Here is a 17750-nt window from a genome sequence, read left to right on the forward strand (position 1 = left end):
TTGTTGCCGAAGACGATGGCAGCCGTCCTCCTCACCGGTCATGGCGGACTGGAGAAACTCGAGTACCGGACGGACGTCGCCGTTCCCCGCCCCAAGAAGGGCGAGGTGCTCATCCAGGTCGCCGCCGCAGGGATCAACAACACGGACGTGAACACCCGTATCGGCTGGTATTCGAAAGCGATCACCTCTGGGACAGGCGAAGGGGGATCAGCGGGTTTCGACGCCGTCGACGACGCGGACGCGACGTGGACCGGCAAAGCCCTTGAATTCCCCCGCATCCAGGGTGCGGACGTCTGCGGCCGCATCGCCGACGTGGGCGAGGGAGTTTCACGCGATCGCATCGGCGAACGAGTCCTCGTACGGAACATGCTGCGCACACCCGTCGACTACCAGCCCTTCGCATGCTGGACCTTCGGCAGCGAATGCGACGGCGGATTCGCACAGTTCACGGTTGCTCCCGCCGCGGAGACGTACGCCGTTCACAGCGACTGGAGCGACGAGGAACTCGCGGCCGTGCCATGTGCCTACTCCACCGCGGAGAACATGCTGCACCGGGCCGCGGTAGGGGCGGAGCGTGTGCTCGTGACCGGCGCCTCGGGCGGAGTGGGGCTCGCCGCCGTACAACTCGCCAAACGCCGGGGCGCGACCGTCATCGCGGTGTGCTCGGCAACGAAGGCCGCCGATGTCATGGCGCAGGGCGCCGACCGGACCGTTGACCGGGGCGCCGATCTGATCAGCGCCCTTGGCGGCGGCTCCGTCGACGTGGTGATCGATCTCGTCGGTGGCCCTCAGGTACCGAGCCTGCTGGACCTGCTGCGCCCCGGCGGCCGCTACGCCGTAGCGGGCGCCATCGGAGGGCCTGTCGCGGAGATCGATCTGCGCACGCTGTACCTAAAAGACCTCACGGTGTTCGGCTGCACGTTCCAAGAGGACGAAGTGTTCGAGAACGTGATCAAGTACGTCGAACGCGAGGAAGTGCGACCGGTTGTCTCCCGCACTTACCCCCTGGAAGCCATCGCTCAAGCGCAGGAAGATTTCCTCACGAAACGCCACCTCGGAAAGCTGGTGCTCATCCCGCCGGCCCCGACGGCGTGAAAGCGAAAGAAGGTAAGAATGCGCATCGCCGAGATTCACGTGTATCAAATGGACCTGCCGTTGAGCGGCAAGGTCTACCGGATGTCCGAAGGCGCCTATACGACCTTGGACTCGACGATTGTCGAAGTCGTGTCCGACACGGGAATCTCCGGCTGGGGGGAAGTGTGCCCGGTCGGCCCGACCTACGCGCAGGAGCACGCCCTGGGTGCCCGGGCCGCACTCAACCAGATGGCGCCTGGTCTGATCGGCAGAACGGTGACGGGTCCACTGGAGATACGCCGCGCGATGGCAGCGCTCCTCCACGGGCACAACTACGCGAAGGCCGCGATCGACATCGCGATGCACGACCTGATCGGCAAGGCCCACGGCATACGGGTGTGCGACATGCTGGGCGGCGCGGCGAGCGAGCGCGTGAACTCCTATTACGCACTGCCCGTCGGCGAGCCGGATGAAGTTGCCCGCACCGCCGTGGAAAGGATCGCCGAGGGCTATCCGCGTCTTCAGATCAAGGTGGGCGGGCGACCGGTCGAACTCGATATCGAGACGATCCGCAAGGTGTGGGAAGCGACGGGTTGCACCCGCCTTTCCGTCGACGCCAACCGGGCGCTGAACACACGCGACGTGCTTCGCATCGGCCGGGAATGCGCCGACATCCCCTTCGTCTTCGAGCAGCCCTGCAACACGATGGAGGAGATCGCCGCGATTCGCGGGCAACTGCACCACGGGATCTACCTCGATGAGAACACCGAGAGTCTGAATGACGTGCTCCGGGCGATCTCGCTCGGAGTGTGCGACGGATTCGGACTCAAGGTCACCCGATTCGGCGGTCTGGGAGGTATCGCGACCGTCCGAGACCTCTGCGAGTCACGTTCCATGCCTCATACGTGTGATGACTCATGGGGAGGGGACATCATCGCTGCCGCATGCGTTCACATCGGCGCGACGGTGCAGCCGCGGCTGCTCGAAGGCGTATGGCTCGCCGAACCTTTCATGGACGTCCACTACGACTCGGACAATCCGGTCCGGGTCGTAGACGGCCATGTTCAGGTACCGACCGGCCCCGGTCTCGGCGTCGTTCCCGACGAGGGCGTCTTCGGCAAGCCTGTCGCATCCTTCGCGTAGCTGAGCGGAGGGTCAGGTGGACCGCCTGGTGGGGACCCCGTCCGGCTGACCACTCCACGGCCGTCGTCAGACAGCACGAGCCTGGTGACCGTGACCCAGTGGTGGGGCCCCGCTCGTCCGGACCGGGCTCAGGGCTCAGGCCCAGATGTCCCCGACGGTGAAGCCGAGGCGGACCGGACACACCGGACACGCACGATTCGACCGGCCCGGGCGCGTCTCTGGGCGCTTTCCTGGAGAGTCTCGACCGGCGGGTGACCGCGGGCTCGGAAGTGCACCTTCTCGTCGGGGGCGAGCCCGACAGCCCCGCCCGGGGCACGGTCGAGACATGGGTGCGGCGTCATCCACGTTTCCACCGGCATCTCGTTCCCACCGACGCGTCATGGCTCGACGAGGTCGAGGTTCTCCTGGCGAACAATCCGCTGCTCACCCACGAGAACGTGCCCGGCTTCGCGGCATCGACGACCGCACTCCGCGACGGCCTCCGCGCCTGGTGCGGCACGTGGACGCCACAATCAGATCCGTTCACATGGATGAGGCTTGATAAAGACTCAACTGCGTCCAGAAGTGCGCAGGAAGGTCGCCCCGACGACTCCGACGATCACGAGGGGGGCGAGGCCCAGGTAGAGCAGGAAACGACACCCTCACCGGTGCCGGGCCGACGGTGACGCCTGGCAGAACGGGCTGCCGGTGACGGTGTCGGCGCCGGATCGCCGGCGGATTCCGGCGTGCCGGACACCACCCTGCGTCCGTGCCGTCAGCGCAGGACCACCGTGCGCCTGCCCTGGACGAACACCCGGCCTTCGCAGTGCCACCGGACTGCTCGAGCCAGGGCCGCCGACTCCGCGTCACGGCCGATGGCGGCCAGGTCGTCGGGGGTGTGACTGTGGTCGACGTCGATGACCTCCTGGGTGATGATCGGGCCCTCGTCGAGGTCGGTGGTGACGTAGTGGGCTGTGGCGCCGACGAGCTTGACGCCCCGCTCGTGTGCCTGGTGGTAGGGCTTGGCGCCCTTGAAGCTGGGCAGGAACGAGTGGTGGATGTTGATCATGCGGCCGGCCAGTCGGGTGCACAGGTCGTCGTCGGAGAGCACCTGCATTTGACTTGCTCCTCGGGCTGAAGCCCGGGGATTCTGGCCTTCTCATCCGTAGCTGTGCCGCTACGCGGCACAGGTTTCGGGCGGGAATCCGTGGCTTCCTGTTTCTTCGCGCTGTGCCGGGACGAGTCCTGGTCTTACCGGCGCTCCGCAGGCTGTGACCGCCAGTCCGGCGGCCGTCTTGACGTTGATCGCGGCGTTGTGGTCGCGGTCGTGGAGGGTGCCGCAGGCGGTGCAGCTCCATTCCCTGACGTTCAGGGGCTTGGGTCCGTCTTTGACACCGCAGGCCGAGCAGGTCTGGGAGGTCGGCTCGAACCGGCCGATCTTCACCAGGGTCCGGCCGTACCGGAGTGCCTTGTACTCCAGCATGTGCACGAAGTGTGACCAGCCCGCGTCGTGCACGCTCTTGGCGAGCCTGGTGCGCGCGAGTCCGTTGACCGCCAGGTCCTCCACACCGATCGCTTGGTTCTCGCGGATCAGCTTGGTGGAGAGCTGGTGGTGGAACTCCCGGCGTGCGTCGGCAACCTGTGCGTGGGCGCGGGCGACCTTCAGGCGGGCCTTCTCCCGGTTCCTGGATCCCTTCTGCTTGCGGGACAGCTCCCGCTGGGCTTGCTTCAGTTTCTTCTCCGCGCGACGCAGAAACCGGGGACTGTCGATCTTCGTGCCGTCGGAGAGGACCGCGAAGTGGGTCAGGCCCAGGTCGATGCCGATCGTGTGGTCGGTGGCGGGCATCGCGGCGGCGTCGGCGTGCGGGTCGCTGTCGATGACGAAGGAGGCGAAGTACCGACCGGCCGCGTCCTTGATCACGGTGACCGAGGTCGGGGTAGTGGGCAGAGTGCGTGACCACTTCACCTTCACCGCCCCGATCTTCGGCAGGTTCAGCCGCCCACTGCCGGTGATCTTCCAGCGGGCATTGGCGGTGAACCGGATCGACTGCCGGTTGTCCTTGCGGGATTTGAACCGGGGCGCACCCGTCTTCGGACCCTTACGGGCTCCTTTGAGGGAGGCGAAGAAGTTCTTGTAGGCAGCCTCCACATCGCGCAGGGACTGCTGGAGCACGACGGCGGACACCTCGCCCAGCCACGACCGCGCGTCGGTCTGCTTCGCCTCGGTGACCAGCTTCCTGGAGAGTTCACCGGCCGTCGGGAACGCCTCGCCCGCTGTGCGAGCGTCCTCGCGGGCGCGCACCGCGTCGTTGAACACGACGCGGGCGCACCCGAACGCCTTCGCCAGTGCCGTTTGCTGGCCGGAGTCCGGGTACAACCTGAAGGCGTACCGAAGCTGCATGACCGTCACGCTACATACTTGGGTTATGGGCGAGACGCGGAAGATCAGAACTGGCCGGCACTGTGTTTTCGTGATGCATGTGCACTTGGTCTTCGTGACCAAGTTCCGGCACAACGTGTTCACGGATGTTCATCTGGCGCGGATGGAGGAGATCATGCGGTCGGTGTGTACGGACTTCGCGTGCGAGCTGGTGGAGTTCAACGGCGAGGACAACCACGTCCACCTCCTGGTGAACTTCCCGCCCAAGGTCGCCGTCACCAAACTCGTCAACTCACTCAAAGGAGTCTCCTCCCGCCGTCTGCGCCAGGAGTTCCCCGACCTGGTACGCCACTACTGGCGGGCCAACAAGCTCTGGTCCGGTTCCTACTTCGCCGGCACCGTCGCCGGCGCCCCACTCACCGCGGTCAGGCAGTACATCGAACAGCAGAACCGGCCCTCGTGAGCATCACCCGGCCCCGCCGGGACCGGCCGTCGTGGCGCTCCGCGCCACGGGTGCGGAACACGCCGTCCGGCTCCGCCGGACAAGAACCTGCGACGCTCCGCGTCGCAACCCTCAGATTCGCTTCACCACCGGGCCGAAGCCCGATGCACTGCGAATGAATCCCGGTAGCGGGACACCATGATCAGCACGCGGCGCCGGGTGCTGACCGGTTCGAGGTGCCACCGCATGGTGAAGGAGGAGGCCACGGCGGCGAAGTCACGGCGCAGGGTCTGCGGGGTGTTCTCGCTGCCGACGGTGGCGAAGCGCACCCGCATGAAGAAGTGGCCGTCGCTGCGGTCTCCGAACTGTTGGTTGTCGATGATGTCGCTGCCGTGCTCGACGAGGAACCGGGAGACGGCGTGGACGATGCCGGGAGCTTCGGGGCAGTCGAGGGTGAGTACGTGCTCGACCGGTGCCGTGGTGGGGTCGGTCCGCGAGTCGGAGTGGGCGGTTTCGGTTTCCATGTACTTGGCCTTCATGTCCCGGCCGGTGTCGCGCATGGCCTTGACGGCCTTGTCCGGGGTGACCTTGTGCGTGCCGTCACCGGTCGACGCCATCAGGGAATCTCCGGGCCGTGGTACTCGCTCATCGCGTCGATGAGCCAGCGGGCCAGGTAGTCGGCGAACGAGGAACGTGGGAGGAGCCGGTAGGTCGGCGTGTCGTCGACCTGCCAAAGGAGTACGGCGACGGGTCCCACCGTGGTCGACACGGCCTGGCCGGGGCCGAAGGCCCGGGGGTGGAGGTCGAGCGTGCAGCCCTTTTCCAGCACGTGCCGGGCGGCCGGGCCGCTCAGCTCCAGCGTGGTGCGGTTCGCCGAGACGTCCACGACCGAGCCGGGGTCCGCTCCGAGCACCTCCCTCAACTCGGCGGTCACAGCGGTCGCGTCGGCCTGGGACAGGACGAGCCACTCGTCGGGGCCGAGCCAGAGGACCGTGTGAGGTCCGGATGCGGAGGTGTGGCCGCACCGCGACGGGAGCGGCGCCCCCAGGGCCTTCCCGATACGGTCTGCCGCTTCGGACGCGGGGTCGACGCGCACGTTCACCATGGCGATGAACGGCCACTCGGTCAGCGTGACGCCTCGGGCGCCGGTGACGGTGGCGGCCCGCATCCGTTCTGCCAGATGCGCCACGGGGCTGGTACGCGATGCAGCGATCGGCTCAGCCATCTCGCTTGGTCCCTTCGGGGTCGTAGAGAACGAAGTCGGTCACCTCGACGGGCACCAGGTCCTCGCCCACCGGGGCGAGCAGGGTCTCGCCGATCCTTGCCCGCCCGTCGGCGACGAGGGCGAGGGCGAAGGGGCGGCCGAGGGCCGGGCTGTGGTAGCTGGAGGTGACGTGGCCGAGCATCGGCACCGGCCCGGCCTCGGGGGTGACGGGCACATCCGGCGCGACGAGTTGGGTGCCTTCGGGCAGCCGGGTCGTACGGTCGACGGGGAGCAGGCCGACGAGTTGCTTGCGGTCGGTGCGGGAGGTGTCTGCGCGGGAGTAGGACCGCTTCCCGACGAAGTCCTTCTGCTTGGAGACCACCCAGGACATGCCCGCGTCCTGTGGGGTGACGGTGCCGTCGGTGTCCTGACCGACGATGATGTACCCCTTCTCGGCCCGCAGCACGTGCATGGTCTCGGTGCCGTACGGGGTGATGCCGTACGGCTGCCCGGCCGCGTACACCTGCTCCCAGACGGCCAGGCCGTACCACGCGGAGACGTTGATCTCGTAGGCGAGTTCGCCGGAGAAGGAGATCCGGCAGATGCGGGCCGGGATGCCGGAGGCCAGGGTGGTCTCGCGGAAGGCCATGAAGGGGAACGCCTCGGCGGACAGGTCGACATCGGGCGCGAGTTGGGCCACGACCTGGCGTGACTGCGGGCCGACGACCGCGATCGTCGACCACTGCTCGGTCACCGAGGTGCAGTGGACGTCGAGCTCGGGCCACTCGGTCTGCAGCCACTCCTCCAGCCAGTCCAGGACCCCGGCGGCGCCACCGGTCGTGGTGGTCATGAAGTAACGGTTGTCGTCGAGGCGAAGCGTCACTCCGTCGTCGAAGATCATGCCGTCCGGCTTGCACATCACGCCGTAGCGCGCCAAGCCGGGCTTGAGCTTCTTGAAGGCATTGGTGTAGACGCGGTTGAGGAACTCGCCCGCGTCCGCGCCCCAGATCTCGATCTTGCCGAGGGTGGAGGCATCCATGAGGCCGACGCCCTCGCGGGCCGCGCGGCACTCGCGGGCCACGGCCGTGTCCATGTCCTCGCCGGGCCGGGGGTAGTACCAGGGGCGCTTCCACTGCCCGACGTCCTCGAACTCCGCTCCGTGTGCCACATGCCAGCTGTGGATGGACGTGGTGCGTTCGGGGTCGAACAGTTCACCGCGCTCACGGCCGGCCAGGGCGGCGAAGCCCACCGGCGTGTAGGGCGCCCGGTAGGCCGTGGTGCCGATCTCCCCGGGAGACGCGCCCGCGCCGAGGGCCTCGGCGATCACACCGATCGCGTTGACGCCCGACGTCTTGCCCTGGTCGTTGGCCGTGCCGAGCGAGGTGTAGCGCTTGACGTGTTCGACACCGAGCATGCCCGCGCCGGTGGACCGCCAGACGTCGGCGACGGTGACGTCGCGCTGCAGGTCGACGAAGTGGGTGTCCCAACTGCCGGGGTCACCGTCGGGGGCGGGCACCAGCCACAGCGCACGCGTCGGCCCGGCGCCGGACCGCGCATCGCCGGGCGACGGTACGGGAACCGCGAACCCCGCGTCCGTCGCGGCCCGCGCACCGGCCCGCGCTCCCTCGGACAGGCAGCCGTCGAGGTCGTACGTCCCGCGAGCCGCACCGACGACCTGCTGGTCCCGTACGGTGCCGTCGGGGACGAAGGCGACCAGGTCATCGTCCCAGCGCAGCCGGCCCTGGCGCTGGCTGTGAAGATGCACAACCGGGCTCCAGCCGCCCGAGACGGCGAGCAGGTCGCAGTCGAACGACTCGGCAGCATCGGCGAGTTGACCGTTCTCGTCGAGGGCCTGGACGGTGACGCCGGTCAGCCGACCGTCCCCCTCGGTGTCGACCACCGCACTGCCCGTCAGCACCCGCGCCCCCGTCGCCACGGCGACCTCGGCGGCCCGGTGGGACAGTTCGGGGCGGGCGTCCACGACGGCGGCGATGTCGATCCCGGCGGCGTGAAGGTCGGCGACCGTGTCATAGGCGCTGTCGTTGGTGGTGCTCACCACGGCCCGCGAGCCCGGCGCCACGGCGTACCGGTTGAGGTACGAGCGCACGGCCGCGGCGAGCATCACGCCGGGGCGGTCGTTGCCGGAGAAGACCAGCGGACGTTCGTGCGCGCCGGTCGCCAGGACCACCTGCCGGGCCCGGATGTGCCACAGCCGCTGCCGTGAGACGCCTGCGGAGGCTTCGGGGGCGTCGGCTCCGAGGTGATCGGTACGCCGCTGGAGGGCCAGCAGGTAGTTGTCGTCGTACGAGCCGAACGCCGTGGTGCGTTGCAGTACGACGACCTCGGGTGCGGCGTCGAGTGCCGCGCGGATCTCGGCGACCCACTCCAGGGCGCTCTGCGCGCCGGCCCGCTCGGTGCGCGCGGAGAGCAGCGAACCGCCGGACTCGGGCTGGTCGTCGACGAGGATCACGCGGGCGCCGGAGCCCGCGGCAGCGGCGGCGGCAGCGAGCCCGGCCGGTCCGGCGCCGACGACCAGGACGTCGGTGTGGACGTACTTCTTGTCGTAGACGGCGGGGTCGGAGCCCGGGTCGAGCCGGCCCATCCCGGACAGTGTCGAGGCGGACAGGCCGTCGTACAGCTCCGTCGTCGTCGCGGGCAGCATGCCCTCCGAGTACGAACCGTCCACCTGCAACAGGGAGTTCGGGTCCTCGACGCCCGCGGCGACGATGCCGCGCGGGCGACCGCGGTAGAGCGAGGGGGCGACCTCGACCACGCCGTTCGCCAGCATCGCCGAGGCGACGGTGTCGCCGGGGTGCCCGGTCAACTCCCGCCCGTCGACGGTGAACCGCAGTACGGCGTCGCGGTCGATACGGCCGCCTTGTCGGAGCCGGAAGTGCTGGTCGGTGTCGGTCATCGCTGTCCTCCGGCCTGGGGCAGTTCGGGGCGTGGCTCGTCGAGCCGGTAGGAGGTCAGTACCTCGTGGGTGGCGGTGTCCCGCAGCACGTTGAACCAGCGGCGGCAGCCGATGCTGTGCATCCACCGCTCGGCGAAGGGGCCCTTGGGGTTGTCCCGGTAGAAGACGTACTCGGCCCACTGCTCGTCGGTGAGGTCGGCGGGGGTGCCGGGGTAGGGGACGTGGGCCTGTCCCCCGTAGTGGTATTCGGTCTCGTTGCGGGGACCGCACCATGGGCAGCTGATCAGCAGCACGGTGTCCTTCTCTCAGCAGGCTGTCAGTGGGCCACGGCTGCGGCGCCGTGCTCGTCGATCAGGGCGCCCGTCGCGAAACGTTCGAGGGCGAAGGGGGCGTTCAGGGGATGCGGCTCGCCCGTGGCGATGGTGTGCGCGAAGGTCCAGCCGGCGGCCGGGGTGGCCTTGAACCCGCCGGTCCCCCACCCGCAGTTGACGTAAAGGTTCTCCACCGGGGTGGTACCGATGATCGGGGAGGCGTCCGGGCTGACGTCGACGATGCCGCCCCAGGTCCGCAGCACATGCGCGCGGGCGAAGACGGGGAACAGCTCGACGGCGGCGGCCATCTGCTGCTCGATCACGTGGAAGGAGCCGCGCTGGCCGTAGCCGTTGTACGAGTCGACGCCCGCGCCCATCACCAGCTCGCCCTTGTGGGCCTGGGAGACGTACACGTGCACGTGGTTCGACATGACGACCGTCGGGTGTACCGGTTCGTGCAGCTCGGAGACCAGCGCCTGCAGCGGATGGGACTGCACCGGCAGCCGGACGCCGGCCCGTTCGGCCAGCACGCTGCTGTGCCCGGCGGCCGCGAGGCCGACACTGCCGGCGAGGATGCGGCCCCGGTTGGTCTCGACGCCCACGACCCGGTCGCCGTCCTTGAGGAAGCCGGTGACCTCGCAGCCCTGGATCAGGTCCACGCCCATCTCGTCGGCCCGGCGGGCCAGCGCCCAGGCGACATGGTCGTGCTTGGCGATGCCGGCGCGCGGCTGGAAGGTGGCGCCGAGGACCGGGTACCGGGTGCGGGAGGAGACGTTGAGGATGGGGCAGACCTTGGCGACCTCCTCCGGTTCGAGCCACTCGGCGTCGACGCCGTTGAGGCGGTTGGCGTTGGCTCGGCGCATGCCCTCGCGGACGTCCTGCAGGGTGTGCGCGAGGTTGAGGACGCCGCGCTGGCTGAACAGGAAGTCGTAGTCCAGTTCCTCCGGGAGCCGCTCCCACAGCTTGAGCGCGTACTCGTAGATCGCCGCGCTCTCGTCCCACAGGTAGTTCGAGCGGATGATCGTGGTGTTGCGTGCCATGTTGCCGCCGGCCAGCCAGCCCTTCTCCAGGACGGCGACGTTGGTGATGCCGTGGTTCTTGGCGAGGTAGTAGGCGGTGGCCAGGCCGTGGCCGCCCGCGCCGACGATGACGACGTCGTACGAGGAGCGCGGGTCGGGGTTGCGCCAGAGCCAGTCCGGATGCTCCGGCAGCGCCGTGCTGGTCATACCGCGTCTCCGTTCAGGTGGGACAGGTGGGACAGATTGGACAGGTGGGGATAGAGGGGGAAAGCGGAGGCGAGCTTCTCGACCCGGTCGCGCAACAACGCCGCGCGCTCGTCGCCGAGCTGCTCGTCCTTCAGGGCCTCGGCGATGATGTCGGCGACCTCCCGGAACTCCGCCGCGCCGAAGCCGCGGGTGGCCAGGGCCGGGGTGCCGATCCGCAGCCCCGAGGAGACCATCGGCGGGCGGGGGTCGAACGGCACCGCGTTGCGGTTGACGGTGATGCCGATGCGGTGCAGCCGGTCCTCGGCCTGTTTCCCGTCGAGCGTGGAGTTCCGCAGGTCGACGAGGACCAGGTGGACTTCGGTGCCGCCGGTCAGGACGGTGATCCCGGCCTCGGCCACATCGTCGGCCAGCAGTCGTCCGGCGAGGATGCGGGCGCCGTCCAGGGTGCGCTGCTGACGCTCCTTGAACTCCGCGCTCGCCGCCACCTTGAAGGCCACGGCCTTCGCCGCGATGACATGCTCCAGCGGGCCGCCCTGCTGGCCCGGGAAGACCGCGGAGTTGATCTTCTTGGCCAGGGCGGCACGGCTGAGGATCACCCCGCCGCGCGGGCCGCCGAGGGTCTTGTGTGTGGTGGTCGTCACGACGTCGGCGTACGGCACCGGGTTCGGGTGCAGGCCCGCTGCCACCAGCCCGGCGAAGTGCGCCATGTCCACCAGCAGATACGCGCCCACCGCGTCGGCGATCCGCCGGAACGCGGCGAAGTCCAGGCGCCGGGGGTAGGCGGACCAGCCGGCGACGATCATCTTGGGCCGGTGGGCGAGAGCGAGCTGCTCGACCTCGTCCATGTCGATGCGCAGGTCGGACTCACGCACGTGGTACGGCACGACGTTGTACAGCTTGCCGGAGTAGTTGAGGCGCATGCCGTGGGTCAGGTGGCCGCCGTGCGCGAGGTCGAGGCCGAGGATCGTGTCGCCGGGCTGGAGCAACGCGAACATCGCGGCCGCGTTGGCCTGGGCACCCGAGTGGGGCTGCACGTTGGCGGCCTCGGCGCCGAACAGTTCCTTCACCCGGGCGATGGCCAACTGCTCGATGACGTCGACGTGTTCGCAGCCGCCGTAATAGCGGCGGCCGGGGTAGCCCTCGGCGTACTTGTTGGTGAGAACCGAGCCCTGGGCCTCCATGACTGCCGCCGGGGCGAAGTTCTCCGAGGCGATCATCTCCAGGGTGGACTGCTGACGGCACAGCTCGGCGTCGACCGCGGTGGCGACCTCCGGGTCGAGCTCGCTGAGCGGGACGGAGAGAGGGGAGGCGACCGTGGTGGTGGACGGGTTCGTTGCCATCTGCACACCGTTCTGAGAGCCAACTAATGAACGACTGATATATCAACCTGTGCGGTAAGGTATGGGAGCTTGTCGGTCAGGTCAAGGGGGCATCTCATGCAGCAGACGGCGACAGAGCCCGCGGGTGAGGAACTGTCCCTCGCCGAACGCGCGTACCGCGTCATCCGCGACCGGCTCGTCATGCTGGAGATCCGCCCGGGGGCGCCGATCAACGAGGACCAGCTGGCACAGTCCCTCGGCGTCGGACGGACGCCGGTGCGCGAGGCCCTCAAGCGGCTGCAGTACGAGCGCCTCATCGCGACCTACCCCCGGCGCGGCACCTTCGCCACCGACGTCAACATCACCGACCTGGCCCACATCTCCGAGGTGCGCCAGGAACTGGAGCCCCTGGCCGCGTCCCAGGCTGCGCGGCGCGCCACGGCCACCGACCGCGCGACGCTGACGGCCGTCCTGCGGGAGCTGGAGAGCGTGGATCCCGGGCGGCGCGACGCCACCGAGCTCATGCACCTGGACCTTCAGGTCCACCGCGCCATCTACGCGGCCACACACAACCCGTACCTGGAGGACACCCTCGTCCGGTACGACAACCTGGCCACCCGCATCTGGTGCCTGTTCGTCGACCGGTTGTCCGACATGGCGGGTCACGTCGAAGAGCACGGACCGTTGATCGAGGCGATCGTCGCCGGTGACCCCGACACGGCGGCACAGCTGGCCGGCAGTCACGTCGTGGGCTTCGAACAGGCCATTCGCGCGGCCATCTGAGAAGGCGTTGCGCGGGCGGCCGGCTGTCGGGAACGCGGCCGGATTTTTGACTCAGACGTACCGCGAGGACCGGTCCGGCAGCGAAGGCGTTGTTGGTCGCCGCTGTCCTTCACATACTTCGTTACCACCGGCGGCCACGCTGCCGGCTCCCCGCGAAACCCCGAGCTGGTCGCCCTTGAGGAGACTCGAAAATGTCGTCATACCCGAGCGGTGACCGCATCGCACTTGTCTCACCAAGCGCGTCGGACAGGCTCCTGGCCGCGATCCCCGGTGGTCCCGCCGGTCTCGCGGCTGAGACCACTGCCGTGATGCCGGCCTCACGGCGGCGAACGGTGCAGCAGCCATGAGATTCCTCGACGAGCAGGACGTCCGTTCCCTCTTCGACATCGACACCGCGATCTCCTCGCAGCGGACGGCCTTCATCGCTCTCGCACAGGGAAAGGCGTGGCAACCCGAGAAGATCCTGGGCGGCCACATGGCAGACGAGCCCGACACCGTCTTCTGCTATGCCTCCCGCCTCGACCGCGAAAGCGGCCCCGTCTGCAAGTTCGGGAGCATCAATCCCGGGAACGCGGTGACGGGCCGACCAACAGTGAATGCCGTGGTCGCCGTGCTCGACCCACACACCGGCGTTCCTGTGGCCTTCATGGACGGCACAGCGCTCACCACCCTGCGCACAGCCGCTGCCAGCGCGGTCGCAGTCGGGGCACTGGCCAGGAAGGACGCGACCCGTCTGCTCGTACTGGGGTCCGGCGTGCAGGGGCAGGCGCACATCGCCGCACTGCACAGGGAGAGGTCCTACGCCTGGACCGGAATGTGGTCACCGCGCCCGTCCTCGCTCGACGCGTCCGTCGGCCGCCTGCGCGAGCAGGGGTTCGACGTCGAGCAGGTGGAGTCCCTGAGTGACGCGATCGCCGAGGCGGACGTCATCGTCTGCGCCACCTTGGCAACGGAGCCGCTGTTCTCCGCGCGCGAGCTCTCCCCGGGCACCACCGTCGTCACGGTGGGCTCCTTCGACCGGCACCGCTGCGAGATCGGACCCGACATCCTCCGCGCCGGCCGTCATGTCGTCGTCGATCACGAACCGACGGCTCGGCAGAACTGCGGTCCGATCGTCGCGGCTCTGGCCCAGGACGACGCGGCGGAGCTGGAAATCCTCGAACTCGGCCATGTCCTGACCGGTGCCGCGACCGGTCGCGTCAGCGACGACGACATCGTCACGTACATCAGCGCCGGCCTCGGAGTTCAGGACGCAGCGGCTGCCTGGAGCATCTACCAACGGGCCGAAGCACACGGCGTCGGCCAGAGCGTCGACTGGCCGCGAAACACCGCGGGTGCGGAACGAGCGTCAACGACCCCCCGCTGACTCAGGTCGGCCCGGACGCGGCATGCTCACGACGCTGTCCGACCTGGCCGCGGCGGGAGACCGCCCGGCGCTCGGAATCGCGCCGGGCCTCCTCAGCTCGACCCGTCCGGTGAGGCACTCTCGCCCTCCGTGCCTGGTCGGCGCGTAGGCTGGCCCCAGGCGCGATGATCACGTGCCTGGGCGCTCCTGCGCTCCTGCGTTCCGACAACCGAGCGGCTGGTGGCCCGGGTTCGCCGGTGAAGGCGGTCGGCCGGATGACGGAAGAAGGCGGTGTCGGATGGGCAGAGACGCTCTGCGCTGGAGCGACTACCGCAGCGTGCCGTGGAAGAACGGCGGCGGTATAACCCGAGAGGTCGCGTCGGGCGCCGTACGAACGCCGGTGGCTTCGGCGGAGATCGCGGACGGCTTCGACTGGCGGGTGAGTGTCGCGGACGTGGACGCGGGAGGCTCCTTCTCCGTCTTTCCCGGGATCGACCGCGTGATCACCCTCGTCGAGGGCGAGGGCATGGTGCTGACTGTGGACGGGATACGACATCCGGTCGGGCCGTTGAGTCCCTTCGCCTTCTCCGGCGACGCGGCGACGGACTGTCGGCTCAAGGTGGGCGCGGTCCGCAACATGAATGTGATGACCCGCAGGAGCCGGGCGGCGGCACAGGTGCGGATCATCACCGTCGCCACCGCACGGGGAACAGAGTTGGGCTGCGCCGCGGGCGAGACCCTGCTCGTCATGGCCGTCACCGACGGGATCGAAGTCGGCGGACCGGACGGCCGGGAGACCACGCTCGGCCGTCTCGACTGCGTGCGTCACGAAGGCCCGGTGGCGCTGACTCTGCGGGGCGACGGCACGGTGGCCGGGATCAGGATCACCGCGGCGCGCTGACGACGTGAAACGGCGCCCGCCGACCGGTCGTCTCGTACTCGGTGTCGGCGATGTGCTGACGCTCCCGCATCGTGGCGCACACCCCGCACCGGTGTAGTCCCGCGATGACAACGCGGCGGGGTGTGTCGGGAGACACCCCTGCGCGCCCCGCCCTACGGTCACGAGTCGCCCACGCGGTCCTGACACGTGGCCGCTCGGCACGGGGGCCGGCAGGGAAATCCGCAGCGAGGGCCGGAGACGAGTCCGGCCCCGCGGTGACACGTCATGGTCGAACTCGCGGTCATGCCGTCACCGCTGGAGGTACGGGTACGTCCAGTCCGTGGCGGGGGTGAGGCTCTCCTTGATGAACCGCGGCGAGATCCAGCGCTGCAGCGCCAGACGCGAACCCGTTCGGTCGTTGGTGCCCGAGGCCCGGCCGCCGCCGAAGGAGACCTGGCCCATGAGCGCACCAGTCGGCTTGTCGTTGACGTAGGTCATGCCGGCCGTGTTGCGGAGCACGTCGAGGGCGTTGGAGATCGCCCGGCGGTCGGAGGCGAAGACGGACAGCGTCAACGCGTAGCCGCTGGCACGGTCGACCTCGCGGAGGACGGTGTCCCACTGGCTGTCTTCGTAGACGTACACGGTGAGCAGCGGACCGAAGAACTCCTCCGACAGGGTGAACGCCGTCGGGTCGGTCGTGGTGTAGATCGTCGGGTCGACGAACCAGCCTGTCGACGTGTCCGTCCTGCCGCCCGCCAGGAGCTCGTGGGTGTCGAGCGCGTTCGCACGGTCGAATGCCGACTGGAGGCGATCCGCAGCGTTCCGGTCGATCACCGCACCGACGTACGTCTCGTGCTTGGTCGGGTCACCGACGGGCAGCTCGCGGACGATGTCGACCAGCTCGTCACGGAGCTTGTTCCACACCGAGCGCGCGATGTACGCGCGCGAGGCCGCGGAGCACTTCTGGCCCTGGTACTCGAAGGCCGAACGGACCAGCGCGGTGCGGACAGCGTCGACGTCCGCCGTCGGGTGCACGAGGACGGCGTTCTTGCCGCCGGTCTCGCCGACCAGCCGGGGGAAGGAACGATAGGTGTCGATGTTGTCGCCGATGGCGCGCCACAGGCTCCGGAAGACCGCCGTGGAGCCCGTGAAGGTGAGGCCGGCGAAGTCCGGGTCCGCGATGGCGGTGGCAGACACCGCGGCGCCGGAACCGTGGACCAGGTTGATGACACCCGGCGGCAGCCCGGCTTCCTCGAGTACCCGCATGGTGACCTCGGCCGCGAGAGCCGCCTTCTCCGCGGGCTTCCACACGACGGTGTTGCCCATGAGGGCGGGAGTGGTCGGCAGGTTGACGCCGATCGCGGTGAAGTTGAACGGGGTGATCGCGAGGACGAATCCCTCCAGCGGACGCTGGTCGAGGATGTTGATGTCACCGGGGAGCGCCGCCGGCTGGTCGGCATAGATCTGCTGCGCGAGGTGCACGTTGAAACGCATGAAGTCCGCGAACTCGCTCGCGGCGTCGATCTCGGACTGGTGGAACGTCTTGGACTGTCCCGTCATCGTCGCGGCGACCAGTTCGTCGCGGTACTTCCCCGCGGCCAGGTCGCCCGCGCGCAGCATGATCGCCGCGCGCTCCCACCAGGGGGTGCGGGACCACTCGTGTGCCGTCGCGAGGGAGGCCGCGATCGCCTTCTTCGTCACGGTCTCGTCTGCCACGGCCAGGGTGCCGATGACGCTCTGGTGGGCGTGCGGCTCGACGACGCGCGTGGTCTCGGCGGTCATGATCCGCTCGCCGTTGACGACGTGGGGAATCTCCCGCGGGTTGACGCGGATGTTCTCGATCGCGGCCGATACCGATCGCGACTCCGGCGATCCGGGCGCGAAGTCCCGCGACGGTTCGTTCTTCGGTGCGGGCATCCGCGGGTTCGCGGCAATGTTGGCGGGTGAGGCGGACATGAGGGTTTCCCTTTCAGGTGGGTTGCTTGGCGGACGGCGGACGGTGCTGAGGTCAGTGAGCGGCGATCTGGTTCTCGAGACGCCGGCGAGCGCTCGCGACCGACCGCCGGGTGATCGCGGTCGCCGCGTCGAGGTCGCGCTGCTCAAGTGCATCGATCAGTGCAGGCTGGGGTTCCCACAGCGATGCGTCACGGGACCGGATCGCGGCGCGGGCCCCGATGACCTTGTAGGGGCGGCACTGGGTCCACAGTGAGTCGACCGTCCGGACGAGGACGTCATTGCCTCCGGCGAGGTAGAGCTGCCGGAGCAGGACCTCGTCGGCGTCGAGTGCGTCATGGAGGTCCTCGTGGACCACCGCGCGGAACATCCGGTCGCACGCTTCACGCATGACCGCGATATCCGAGTCGGTCACCCGGGGCGCGCCGAGCCGTGTGGCCTCGACCTCCAGGACGGCTCGGACGTCGTAGATCTCGATGAGCTCGCGGATGGTGAACTCACGGACCCTGGCCCCGCGATGCGGGTGGCTGACGGCCAGCCCGTTCTCGACGAGCAGACGGACCGCTTCACGCACCGGCGTGGCACTGGTTCCCACCTGCTCCGCGATGTCACGGACCCGAAGCCGCGCGCCCGCGGGTAGTTCACCGGTGAAGACGCGGCCCGCGAGCACCTCGTAGACCTGGTCGGCGACGAGCGTGGGGCTGACTCCGACCGGGATCTCGGCGGCATGGGTGGTGGTGGTCATCCGCGCCGACTGTGCACGTGGGCGGGGAAAAGCGAGCCGATGCCGATCGTCC

Annotated in this window: 16 protein-coding genes and 1 pseudogene; 7 read left to right on the top strand and 10 right to left on the bottom strand. The window is 69.0% G+C overall.

Annotated features, from left to right (window positions below):
- From OG734_RS10645 to OG734_RS10655, 3 genes are all read left to right on the top strand, one after another.
- Positions 1–1095 carry an alcohol dehydrogenase family protein gene (locus tag OG734_RS10645; RefSeq protein WP_330287252.1) on the top strand — a complete coding sequence of 365 codons (1095 nt, stop codon included), beginning with the start codon at positions 1–3 and terminating at the stop codon, positions 1093–1095.
- Positions 1096–1113: 18 nt separating this feature from the next.
- Entirely contained in the window at positions 1114–2217 is a 1104-nt protein-coding gene (locus tag OG734_RS10650) for a mandelate racemase/muconate lactonizing enzyme family protein (protein WP_330287253.1), read from the top strand.
- A gap of 251 nt (positions 2218–2468) precedes the next feature.
- Positions 2469–2882 (top strand): hypothetical protein, encoded by a 414-nt coding sequence (locus tag OG734_RS10655; protein ID WP_330287254.1) that lies wholly within the window; start codon positions 2469–2471, stop codon positions 2880–2882.
- An 89-nt stretch (positions 2883–2971) separates the two neighbouring features.
- Here the strand turns inward: OG734_RS10655 and OG734_RS10660 are convergent.
- Positions 2972–3322, bottom strand: a pseudogene (locus OG734_RS10660) (formyltransferase family protein); the annotation flags it as partial.
- 51 nt (positions 3323–3373) lie between these two features.
- The gene (locus OG734_RS10665; protein WP_330287255.1) at positions 3374–4597 is read right to left on the bottom strand and encodes an RNA-guided endonuclease InsQ/TnpB family protein; all 1224 of its coding nucleotides are present in this window, start codon (positions 4595–4597) and stop codon (positions 3374–3376) included.
- 25 nt (positions 4598–4622) lie between these two features.
- Between OG734_RS10665 and tnpA the strand changes: the two genes are divergently transcribed.
- A complete protein-coding gene (gene tnpA / locus OG734_RS10670; RefSeq protein WP_330287256.1) occupies positions 4623–5039 on the top strand; it encodes an IS200/IS605 family transposase in 417 nt (138 codons plus the stop codon).
- Positions 5040–5161: 122 nt separating this feature from the next.
- Here tnpA and OG734_RS10675 read toward each other — a convergent pair whose 3' ends face one another.
- From OG734_RS10675 to glyA, 6 genes are read right to left on the bottom strand one after another with little or no spacing between them, the layout of a single operon-like run.
- Entirely contained in the window at positions 5162–5635 is a 474-nt protein-coding gene (locus tag OG734_RS10675) for a hypothetical protein (RefSeq protein WP_330287257.1), read from the bottom strand.
- Positions 5635–6243 carry a sarcosine oxidase subunit gamma gene (locus OG734_RS10680; protein ID WP_330287258.1) on the bottom strand — a complete coding sequence of 203 codons (609 nt, stop codon included), beginning with the start codon at positions 6241–6243 and terminating at the stop codon, positions 5635–5637. Before OG734_RS10680 ends, OG734_RS10675 begins: the two co-directional genes overlap by 1 nt.
- The gene (locus tag OG734_RS10685; RefSeq protein WP_330287259.1) at positions 6236–9136 is read right to left on the bottom strand and encodes a sarcosine oxidase subunit alpha family protein; all 2901 of its coding nucleotides are present in this window, start codon (positions 9134–9136) and stop codon (positions 6236–6238) included. The genes OG734_RS10680 and OG734_RS10685 overlap by 8 nt, the downstream gene beginning before the upstream one ends.
- Complete coding sequence (locus tag OG734_RS10690; RefSeq protein WP_328842721.1) at positions 9133–9429, bottom strand: sarcosine oxidase subunit delta; 297 nt, start codon at positions 9427–9429, stop codon at positions 9133–9135. Before OG734_RS10690 ends, OG734_RS10685 begins: the two co-directional genes overlap by 4 nt.
- A 23-nt stretch (positions 9430–9452) precedes the next feature.
- A complete protein-coding gene (locus tag OG734_RS10695; RefSeq protein WP_330287260.1) occupies positions 9453–10673 on the bottom strand; it encodes a sarcosine oxidase subunit beta family protein in 1221 nt (406 codons plus the stop codon).
- Positions 10670–12013 carry a serine hydroxymethyltransferase gene (glyA, locus tag OG734_RS10700; protein ID WP_330287261.1) on the bottom strand — a complete coding sequence of 448 codons (1344 nt, stop codon included), beginning with the start codon at positions 12011–12013 and terminating at the stop codon, positions 10670–10672. Before glyA ends, OG734_RS10695 begins: the two co-directional genes overlap by 4 nt.
- Positions 12014–12109: 96 nt before the next feature.
- Here glyA and OG734_RS10705 point away from each other — a divergent pair, with 96 nt between their 5' ends.
- From OG734_RS10705 to OG734_RS10715, 3 genes are all read left to right on the top strand, one after another.
- The gene (locus OG734_RS10705) at positions 12110–12775 is read left to right on the top strand and encodes a GntR family transcriptional regulator (RefSeq protein WP_330287262.1); all 666 of its coding nucleotides are present in this window, start codon (positions 12110–12112) and stop codon (positions 12773–12775) included.
- Positions 12776–13118: 343 nt separating this feature from the next.
- Complete coding sequence (locus OG734_RS10710; RefSeq protein ID WP_330287263.1) at positions 13119–14141, top strand: ornithine cyclodeaminase family protein; 1023 nt, start codon at positions 13119–13121, stop codon at positions 14139–14141.
- Positions 14142–14418: 277 nt separating this feature from the next.
- A complete protein-coding gene (locus OG734_RS10715; protein ID WP_330287264.1) occupies positions 14419–15021 on the top strand; it encodes a HutD/Ves family protein in 603 nt (200 codons plus the stop codon).
- A 288-nt stretch (positions 15022–15309) separates the two neighbouring features.
- Here the strand turns inward: OG734_RS10715 and pruA are convergent, their stop codons facing one another.
- Together pruA and OG734_RS10725 are read right to left on the bottom strand one after the other, a co-directional pair.
- The gene (gene pruA, locus OG734_RS10720) at positions 15310–16935 is read right to left on the bottom strand and encodes an L-glutamate gamma-semialdehyde dehydrogenase (RefSeq protein WP_330293623.1); all 1626 of its coding nucleotides are present in this window, start codon (positions 16933–16935) and stop codon (positions 15310–15312) included.
- 73 nt (positions 16936–17008) lie between these two features.
- Positions 17009–17698 carry a GntR family transcriptional regulator gene (locus tag OG734_RS10725; RefSeq protein WP_330287265.1) on the bottom strand — a complete coding sequence of 230 codons (690 nt, stop codon included), beginning with the start codon at positions 17696–17698 and terminating at the stop codon, positions 17009–17011.
- Between the last annotated feature and the right edge of the window lie 52 nt (positions 17699–17750).

Source organism: Streptomyces sp. NBC_00576 (genome assembly GCF_036345175.1).
GTDB lineage: Bacteria > Actinomycetota > Actinomycetes > Streptomycetales > Streptomycetaceae > Streptomyces.

Coding starts and splice junctions, on each gene's coding strand:
- OG734_RS10680 (WP_330287258.1), bottom strand. CDS start 6,243: ATGGCTGAGCCGATCGCTGCATCGCGTACCAGCCCCGTGGCGCATCTG.
- tnpA (WP_330287256.1), top strand. CDS start 4,623: ATGGGCGAGACGCGGAAGATCAGAACTGGCCGGCACTGTGTTTTCGTG.
- OG734_RS10675 (WP_330287257.1), bottom strand. CDS start 5,635: ATGGCGTCGACCGGTGACGGCACGCACAAGGTCACCCCGGACAAGGCC.
- OG734_RS10650 (WP_330287253.1), top strand. CDS start 1,114: ATGCGCATCGCCGAGATTCACGTGTATCAAATGGACCTGCCGTTGAGC.
- OG734_RS10665 (WP_330287255.1), bottom strand. CDS start 4,597: ATGCAGCTTCGGTACGCCTTCAGGTTGTACCCGGACTCCGGCCAGCAA.
- OG734_RS10710 (WP_330287263.1), top strand. CDS start 13,119: ATGAGATTCCTCGACGAGCAGGACGTCCGTTCCCTCTTCGACATCGAC.
- OG734_RS10725 (WP_330287265.1), bottom strand. CDS start 17,698: ATGACCACCACCACCCATGCCGCCGAGATCCCGGTCGGAGTCAGCCCC.
- OG734_RS10715 (WP_330287264.1), top strand. CDS start 14,419: ATGGGCAGAGACGCTCTGCGCTGGAGCGACTACCGCAGCGTGCCGTGG.
- OG734_RS10685 (WP_330287259.1), bottom strand. CDS start 9,136: ATGACCGACACCGACCAGCACTTCCGGCTCCGACAAGGCGGCCGTATC.
- OG734_RS10705 (WP_330287262.1), top strand. CDS start 12,110: ATGCAGCAGACGGCGACAGAGCCCGCGGGTGAGGAACTGTCCCTCGCC.
- OG734_RS10695 (WP_330287260.1), bottom strand. CDS start 10,673: ATGACCAGCACGGCGCTGCCGGAGCATCCGGACTGGCTCTGGCGCAAC.
- glyA (WP_330287261.1), bottom strand. CDS start 12,013: ATGGCAACGAACCCGTCCACCACCACGGTCGCCTCCCCTCTCTCCGTC.